6 protein-coding genes are annotated in these 8,846 nt (G+C 46.7%); 2 read left to right on the forward strand and 4 right to left on the reverse strand.

The window, feature by feature from the left end:
* Positions 1 to 1,036, reverse strand: a 1,036-nt coding sequence (locus VIM87_RS01455; protein ID WP_331995251.1) for a malic enzyme-like NAD(P)-binding protein, incomplete at its 3' end; no start/stop codon positions are given.
* Positions 1,037 to 1,182: 146 nt separating this feature from the next.
* Between VIM87_RS01455 and VIM87_RS01460 the strand changes: the two genes are divergently transcribed.
* Positions 1,183 to 1,623: a DUF4293 domain-containing protein gene (locus tag VIM87_RS01460; protein ID WP_331995252.1), complete on the forward strand. Its 441-nt coding sequence runs from the start codon at positions 1,183 to 1,185 to the stop codon at positions 1,621 to 1,623.
* 212 nt (positions 1,624 to 1,835) lie between these two features.
* Here the strand turns inward: VIM87_RS01460 and VIM87_RS01465 are convergent, their stop codons facing one another.
* The 3 genes from VIM87_RS01465 to uvrA form a co-directional block, all read right to left on the reverse strand.
* A complete protein-coding gene (locus VIM87_RS01465) occupies positions 1,836 to 2,870 on the reverse strand; it encodes a hypothetical protein (protein WP_331995253.1) in 1,035 nt (344 codons plus the stop codon).
* 3 nt (positions 2,871 to 2,873) lie between these two features.
* Entirely contained in the window at positions 2,874 to 4,307 is a 1,434-nt protein-coding gene (locus VIM87_RS01470; RefSeq protein ID WP_331995254.1) for an MBOAT family O-acyltransferase, read from the reverse strand.
* Positions 4,308 to 4,485: 178 nt separating this feature from the next.
* Complete coding sequence (gene uvrA, locus VIM87_RS01475) at positions 4,486 to 7,302, reverse strand: excinuclease ABC subunit UvrA (protein ID WP_331995255.1); 2,817 nt, start codon at positions 7,300 to 7,302, stop codon at positions 4,486 to 4,488.
* A gap of 699 nt (positions 7,303 to 8,001) precedes the next feature.
* Between uvrA and VIM87_RS01480 the strand changes: the two genes are divergently transcribed.
* A complete protein-coding gene (locus VIM87_RS01480) occupies positions 8,002 to 8,574 on the forward strand; it encodes an RNA polymerase sigma factor (RefSeq protein WP_089920408.1) in 573 nt (190 codons plus the stop codon).
* The last annotated feature ends 272 nt before the right edge of the window (positions 8,575 to 8,846 follow it).

Consider the following 8,846-nt stretch of genomic DNA (forward strand, 5'->3'; position numbering starts at 1 on the left):
CCAGCTTCATGGCCTCATTGATCTGCGTGGCCCTTACATCCAGCGCACCGCGGAAAATGTAGGGGAAGCCCAGCACATTATTTACCTGGTTGGGATAATCGGAGCGGCCGGTAGCAAAAATAATGTCCGGGCGGGCCTGTACTGCCAGCTCGTAAGCTATTTCCGGATCCGGGTTGGCCATGGCAAATACAATGGGCTGCTTAGCCATGCTTTTTACCATTTCCTGGGTTACCACATTGCCTACAGACAGGCCTACAAATACATCGGCGCCTTTCATGGCCCCTGCAAGGTCCGTTACCTTAGCCGTAGTAGCAAACTGCAGGTGCATCTCAGTAAGGTCTGTACGCTGTTTGGTAATAACGCCGTTCTTATCGAACATGATGAAGTTCTCCGGCCTGGCGCCCAAAGCCACGTACAGCTTTACGCAGGCCATGGCGGCAGCGCCGGCGCCGTTTATTACAAACTTTACCTTTTCTATTTTCTTTTTTACCAGTTCCAGCGCATTCAGCAGGGCCGCACTGGATATAATGGCAGTGCCGTGCTGGTCATCGTGCATAATGGGGATCTTCAGCTCTTTTTTCAGGCGCTCCTCAATGGCAAAACATTCCGGGCTTTTAATATCCTCCAGGTTAATGCCGCCGAATGTAGGCTCCAGCGCCTTTACCACCTGCACAAACTCATCAACTCCGCGGGCATTCAGCTCAATATCAAATACATCTATGTCTGCAAATATTTTGAATAATACCCCCTTGCCTTCCATCACGGGTTTGCTGGCTTCCGGGCCAATATCGCCCAGGCCCAGCACAGCGGTACCATTGCTGATCACCGCTACCAGGTTGCTTTTAGCCGTGTATTTGTAAACATTTTCCACGTCGTTATGGATTTCCTTACAGGGTTCTGCTACCCCGGGAGAATAAGCCAGTGAAAGGTCCCATTGTGTTTTGGTGTTTTTGGTAGGTACTACCTCAATTTTGCCTGGCCTGCCTAATGCATGGTAGTCCAGCGCATCCTGCTTGTTCAATTTTTTTCTCGCCATAAATAAATTATAAAAGACCGTTCGGGGCTGCAATATACAAAGTATTGGCCTATGGCTAAATGACCCAATGGTTGTATGATCCGGGAAGGCAGCGCTGTTTAAGCATAAATTATTACATTTACGCAGTTAAAACACTGGCAAATATCATGATACAACGCATTCAAAGTCTATACCTTCTGCTGGCCGCCGGCGCCGGCACTGCTACCTGGTTTTTGAACTTATGGAAGGCTAAGCTCAGCAATAACACCGAAAGTTATTTTAACGCCCAATCCAGCTTCCTGGTATTTGTTCTTTACATGCTGATCGTACTGCTGGCCCTGATCTGTATTTTCCTGTACAAGAACCGTAAGCTACAGTTCCGCCTAACGGTGATCAATATACTTTTTGCTATCGGGGCCATTATCCTGCAATATTTTAAAGTGCAGGACCATGCCAATACGCTGGTAAGCTCCGGCGTAAGCATTATTTCCGCTACCTATTTACCCGGCGCCTTTTTACCGGTGCTGATCTTAATATTCCTGTTCCTGGCTGCCCGGGGCATTTATAAGGATGAGAAGCTGATCAAGTCCCTGGACCGGCTGCGATAGGCCCGCGGAAAAAGAATGTAAAATCATAAATGCAAAATTTCAAACCGACAAAGGAGGTTCATAGAGACCATTTAAAAAACTTTATGAACGAGATAAATGTAAAAGTAGAATGCCGCGAACATAAGCTTCGCGGCATTCTACTTTTACATTTATGATTTAAAATTTTACATTTTACATTCTCTTCAGGTCTAACCCGGCACTTTAACTGTTTGTTATCTTTTCGTCATTTGCATGTGCACACTGCTTTTATCCGTGATAACAGAATCCAGGATCATTTTTGAAATATAGGGCTGAAAGTGTTTGCGGTCCGGGTAGTTGTATACATTATTCGTAATAGCGTTTATACCGGAAAAATCATACAGGCGGCTGCCAAAACAGCGCTGCAGAATAGCCATATCTGCCGGGGCAAATTTCTCCTGGTCATACAAAGGCGCTATTACAATATAGTAGCTGGTGTTATGCTTCTCAAAGATCTTTTTCATGCTTAGCAGCATCCGCTCTTCTCCTGCCGAGATCTGCTGCGGCCTGTATTGCTGCGTAGCGCTTCTTTTATATAAGAACCCGTTTGCTTTCAGTGAATCCATTTTATGTATGAACTTTTCATCGTGCAGCACATCGCCATAAGCAGCAATAATACTATCGGTACAAAAGTGCTTGCAATCATTGGTCACCGGGTCCGATTCCCAGTTGGGGTAAATGCCGCCGCTTACCGGCATGCCGCAAAGGATCTTTATCTTATCTGCATTCAGAGAGGAAAAAAAGCTCTTATAATGGCTCAGCATATAATCCCTTTCACTCTTTTGGGTTAGCAGGTAATGGTCTGAGGGGTGGCAGGCGCCATCATTTTCAAAAGTGTTATCCGTATCCAGGTATATAACCACATTGCTGATGTTATATCCCAAAGTATCCAGCAGCTTTAGCTTTTCATCCATACCGCCAATGCTTTCATTCCAGTTGGCATAATGGAAAAAATGTGCATTGGGGATCTTATGCTGCAGGTAACAGGCATAAACACCGGTGGTACGGCTGCTGCCAAAAATGAAAGAGTTATACTTATTGTTGGGCGCCTTCAGCAGCTTTTTGGTGGAAAGGTCGCCCAGCTGCTGAAAAGAGTATTTCCAGGAGTAATTATTATACTGCTTAAAATCCGCATACACATCCCTTTTCATATACAGCAGTGTTGGCACCAGTATCAGGATAAAAGGGATAATGCTAAAGGAAAATATTTTTACAATGAACTTGCGCATAACCTAAAACTGAAAATAAATAAATTCTTGTTCCTTACCGCCGAACCAGATGATGGCAAAAATGATGGCATAGTATAAGGCGTACCGCAACGGTTTTTTCCACTGCAATCCAAAATCAGCAATTGCATAGGGCTGCTCACGGCCCCTCCACTCAATTAATACGAACAGTATTACCAGCAGTATAACGGTGAGTGGTTTTACCTCCGGTATGCTGAACAGCGAAGGTTTAAAGATGCCTGCAATGTAGCTGATGGCATGGTGTATATCGGCCGCACGGAAAAAGATCCAGGCCAGCACCGTTAACCCGAATGTGAGCAGAATGCTGAAAAATTCCCTGAACGTAGGAAAGGTTTTACCCTGCGCTACGGTTTCAAGATTATTACGGTTATTGTTGGTAAGCAGCAGCGGTAAAAAGTATACGGCATTTAATGCGCCCCATACAATAAACGTCCATGCAGCGCCATGCCAGAAACCACTTACAATAAAAATAATAAAGGTATTGCGCACCTTCATCCAGGTGCCGCCACGGCTGCCTCCCAGTGGTATATACAGGTAATCCCTGAACCAGCTGGAAAGGGAAATATGCCAGCGCCGCCAGAACTCCGCAATATCGCGGGAGAAATACGGATAAGCAAAGTTCCTTAACAGCTCTATACCAAACAGCCTGGCTGTACCCAGGGCTATATCCGAATAACCGGAAAAATCTGCATAGATCTGGAAGGTGAAGAACAAGGCACCCAGCACCAGCGTGCTGCCGGAATAAGTGGCTGAATGGTTGAAGATCTGGTTCGCGTATTCCGCACAGTTATCTGCAATTACAATCTTCTTAAAAAGCCCCCACAGGATCTGCCGCAAACCATCCACCGCTTTTGCGTAATTAAAATGCCGCTCCCGCTGGATCTGCGGCAGCAGGTGGGTGGCCCTTTCAATAGGCCCTGCCACCAGCAGGGGAAAGAAGCTTACGAACAAGGCATAATCAATAAAATTCTTTTCCGCCTTAATGCGGTCTTTATAAATATCTATCACGTAAGACAGGCCATGGAAGGTGTAGAACGAGATGCCAATGGGCAGTATGATCTTTATGGTCCATGGATTTACGTGTAGCCCTAATTGTGATAGCCCATCTGCAAAAGAGGTTACAAAAAAGTTATAGTATTTGAATATGCCCAGGAAACCCAGGTTCACGGAAATACTTAACCAGAACCAGAATTTTTTCATGCCTGCGCTGTTGGTCTCCGACATTTTTAAGCCGGTGAAATAATCCAGCAGCGTAGAGAAAATGAGCAGGAACATAAATCGCCAATCCCAGCAGGCATAAAAGAAATAGCTGGCAACCAGCAGCAGGATGTTTTGCAGTTTCAGTTTGTTGTTAGCCAGCCAATAGAGCCCGAATACTATTGGTAAAAAGATGGCGAAATCGATAGAGTTAAATAACATGCGGTTGGGTTGTGGTTATATGGCCTGTGTTATGTTATGGTTTCCCCTTGCGAAATACGACATCAAATATACAAGAGCGAGCTCATATTTAATAACACAATAAGCGCTCCTGCTGCACCGTTGCAATAAAAAAGCACACCAATTGGTGTGCTCATTTAAGTAATACTCATATTAGTTATTACAGGTATTTCCCTGTATAGCTTTCCTTTACTTTCTTTAATCCTGAAGGTACCCCGGCATACAGCAGGTTACCGCCGCCGGCGCCTCCTTCCGGCCCCAGGTCTATTAACCAGTCGGCACTGCGTATCACATCCAGGTTATGCTCTATCACCAGCACGGTATGGCCCTGGTCAATGAGCGCATTAAAAGAATTCAGCAGCTTCTTAATATCGTGAAAATGCAGGCCCGTGGTGGGTTCATCAAAAATGAAAAGGATATGCCCCTGCGCACGGCCCTTACCCAGGAAGGAAGCCAGCTTTACACGCTGCGCCTCGCCACCGCTGAGGGTATCGCTGCTTTGGCCCAGCTTCACATATCCCAAACCTACATCACTTAAGGGGCGTATTTTGTTGCACACATCTTTTTCATCTTTAAAAAAGTCCAGTGCTTCATCTACTCCCATTTCCAGCACATCGTAAATGCTTTTGCCTTTATAGTTCACTTCCAGCACTTCATCTTTAAAGCGTTTACCACCGCAGCTTTCACAGGTCAGGTGCACATCTGCCAGGAACTGCATTTCCACGATCACCTCGCCTTCTCCCTTACAGGCGTCACAACGGCCGCCATCTACGTTAAAGGAAAAATGTTTGGCCTGGAAACCGCGCATTTTGCTCAGCGGCTGTTTGGAGAACAGGTCGCGGATCTCGTCATATGCTTTAATATAGGTAACCGGGTTAGAGCGGGATGATTTACCGATCGGGTTCTGGTCTATCATCTCTATCTGCGTAACATCATCTACCGCGCCTTTTAAGGCCCGGTGCTGCCCTACCCTTTCTGCAAACTCGCCTTTCAGCTTCATAAGGGCCGGGTAAAGGATCTGCTTTACCAGCGTGGTTTTACCGGAGCCGCTTACGCCGCTCACCACACATAGCACCTGCAAAGGAAAGTCAACTGAAATATTCTTAAGGTTATGCTGCCGGCAGCCTTCCAGCGTAATGGCCTTTTTCCATTTACGTACATGCGTGGGCGGTTCTATGGTAAGGGCGCCGCTCAGGTACTTACCGGTAAGGCTGTTGGGATCTTTTAGCATGGTAGGATAATCGCCGGCAAAGATCACTTCCCCACCCAGGTGACTGGCCAGCGGGCCCATATCAATAATGTAATCCGCTTCCTCCATCATCTGCTCATCATGCTCCACTACCACCACGGTATTACCCAGGTTACGCAGCTCTTTCAGCACACCTATAAGGCGGTGGGTATCGCGGGCATGCAGGCCAATGCTGGGTTCATCCAGTATGTATAATGAGTTGGTAAGATTGCTGCCCAGGGAGCGGGTAAGCTGTATGCGCTGGCTTTCCCCGCCGCTTAGTGTATTGGCTACGCGGTTCATGGTAAGGTAGCCCAAACCTACATCCAGCAAGGTTTTAATGCGGTGGTGCACTTCGATCAATATACGTTTGGCCACCTGCTGATCGTACTCGCTGAGGGTCAGCTCATCAAACCACTGCTTCAGGTCCGTTACCGGCATATCTACCAGGTCGGCAATATTTTTACCGCCTATTTTCACGTACAGCGCTTCTTTACGCAGCCTGCCGCCGCCACATTCATGGCATACGGTACGGCCCCGGTAGCGCGCCTGCAGCACACGGTATTGCACCTTGTACAGGTTTTGCTCCACCATTTTAAAGAACTCGTTGATGCCGTAAAAATGCTCGTTACCGGTCCACAGCAGCTTTAGCTGCTCGTCAGACAGTTCTGCAATAGGCTTATGTACGGGGAAGTTGAATTTACGGGATGCTTTAATGAGCGTTTCCTTATACTCACCCATCTTTTCCCCGCGCCAGGGTGCAATACCGCCTTCATACACGCTTAAGCGCTTATCCGGTATTACCAGGTCGGGGTCAATGCCCAGTACCTGTCCAAAGCCTTCGCACACCGGGCAGGCGCCGTATGGGTTGTTAAAGGAGAATAAGTTGGGCACCGGCTCTTCAAACTGCAGGCCATCCAGCTCAAAACGGCTGGAGAAATGCTGCTGTTGGCTGCCGTCGATCTCTATCAGGCAATCGCCTTCACTTTCATAGAACGCTGTTTGCACACTGTCGGCGAGGCGGTGCTTATCATCTTCATCAAAATCCTTAGCCACCACGCGGTCTATCAATACATAGGTATTTTCGTTGATGGCGGGTTTCTTTTCCTCCAGCAGCTCCTCAATGCGCTGCATTTGGCCACCGTCCTTACCGCTCATATACAGACGGGAAAAACCTTTCTGCATCAGGATGTTCAGCTCCTCCTTTACATCACGTTTGGCGTGCCGCCGGAAAGGCACCAGGATCTGTACTTTAGCGCCGGCAGGCAGCCTGGTAATGAAGTCCACCACATCGCTCACCTCATGCTTTTTAACCAGCTGGCCGGATACCGGCGAATAGGTTTTACCAATACGTGCAAACAACAAACGCAGGTAATCATAGATCTCCGTCATAGACCCTACGGTACTGCGGGGCGTACGGGTGATCACCTTTTGTTCAATGGCAATGGCCGGACAGATCCCTTTGATGTAGTCCACATCCGGTTTGTTCATACGCATCAGGAACTGCCGGGCGTAGGAGCTGAGGCTTTCCGCATAACGGCGCTGACCCTCTGCATACAGGGTGTCCATGGTCAGGGACGACTTACCGGACCCTGATACCCCGGTTACTACCACCAGCTTGCTGCGGGGAATAGCTACGCTTACATTTTTGAGATTATGTACCCGGGCGCCTTTTATGAAAATATGATCTTGTGTGCTAACTGACTGATCATCAATTACTGCTTCCTGTTTCTTAACTTTTGTAGCCATGATTATTGGGCAAATTTCCACGAAAAAGTTGACAATCTGAAGAGGTCCACGGTTCAGGGACCAGGCTCACTGTCGGTTTATATTAAGCAATGTATCCGTTACAGATGCGGAAACGGTTCTGTGAAAAAGGGTCCCGCCAAATGTATCTCCGAAAGTAAGATTTTCTGGTGAAAGTTAAGGTAACAGATACCGGCGCCTTACCCTGCTTCGTGTTTGTTTTACATTTTCTGAACTTTTACTGCCCCTCAATCGTATATATAATCATACCCTCCTGATTTTTGCACCTTTACCAGTTGACTGCCCTCAGGAATGTGGGGTACAATTCCCCATATTATATATTATTCGTATAGCCGCAAATGAGCGCGGACAGCGGAGTGGCAGGAACGAATAAAGCTGATAATGTTGAAGTTACGCTTTTTAGCAGGGGCGGGGCAGGGCTAACCGTTGCTGGCAGGCAAATACAGCGGGTTAAATGTGTCGATGAATTCCCGGTGAAATTTATTTTGGATAAGTTGTTTTTATAAACTATTCAATTATATTTGCATCCAGACGAACACCTATACCCTTTAGACAGAACAGCGAATTTTAACCAAAAAAACATCCAAATTATAGCATAAACTCTACTCAAACAAACACCTACAGACTGTTAGGTCCGTATTATTTACTCACCCGTCTATTAGTAGAAAGTTTATGCAAGTAATGTATAAATTAAGCGATGAACAATTGATTACCCTTTTCAAGAAGGGGCACACCTCTGCGTTGGAGGAACTAGTGCAACGGCATAAGGATAAGCTGTTTACTTCAATCGTATTACTCGTAAAAGATCCCTTCCTAGCTGAAGACATTTTCCAGGATACCTTTATTAAAATTATTGATACGATCCGCGCGGAACGTTATACGGAGAAAGGTAAGTTCCTTCCCTGGGCTATGCGTATTGCGCACAACCTGTGTGTAGACCATTTCCGGAAGATCAAACGGACCCCAGTTATTAAGACCGGCGATGATAAGGACATCTTTAATGTGCTGGGCTTCAGCGATAGCTGTGCAGAGGATAAGATGATCACACGCCAGAGCCATGACCGGGTACGTAAAATGCTGGATATGCTGCCGGAAGAACAACGGGAGGTAATTATCCTGCGGCACTACGCTGAATTAAGTTTCAAAGAAATTGCAGACCTCACGCAAGTGAGCATCAATACCGCATTAGGCCGTATGCGTTACGGCCTGATCAATCTCCGGAAGATGATGACGGAGAAGCAGATTTGTTTGTAATAATCCCTTTTTTGCTTGCCATCAACGGGCGGCCGGCGAAAGTCCGACCGCTCGTTCATTTTATATAGTTGGCAGTCTGCAGTGGGCAGTTGGCAGTCTTTGGCGGATGCTGCCTGGTTTGTATAGGCCTCCAGGGGGATTTTTGGGGATTTTGTTTTTAGTAGTTATATCGCCCTATTAGCAATTACATTTAATCTTACTGAGCACACTTTATACCACTACCACTTAATTATTGCATCTACGTCAATCCTATATATTTATCCGATACATAC

It is taken from the genome of Chitinophaga sp., from assembly GCF_036569125.1.
Lineage (GTDB): Bacteria > Bacteroidota > Bacteroidia > Chitinophagales > Chitinophagaceae > Chitinophaga.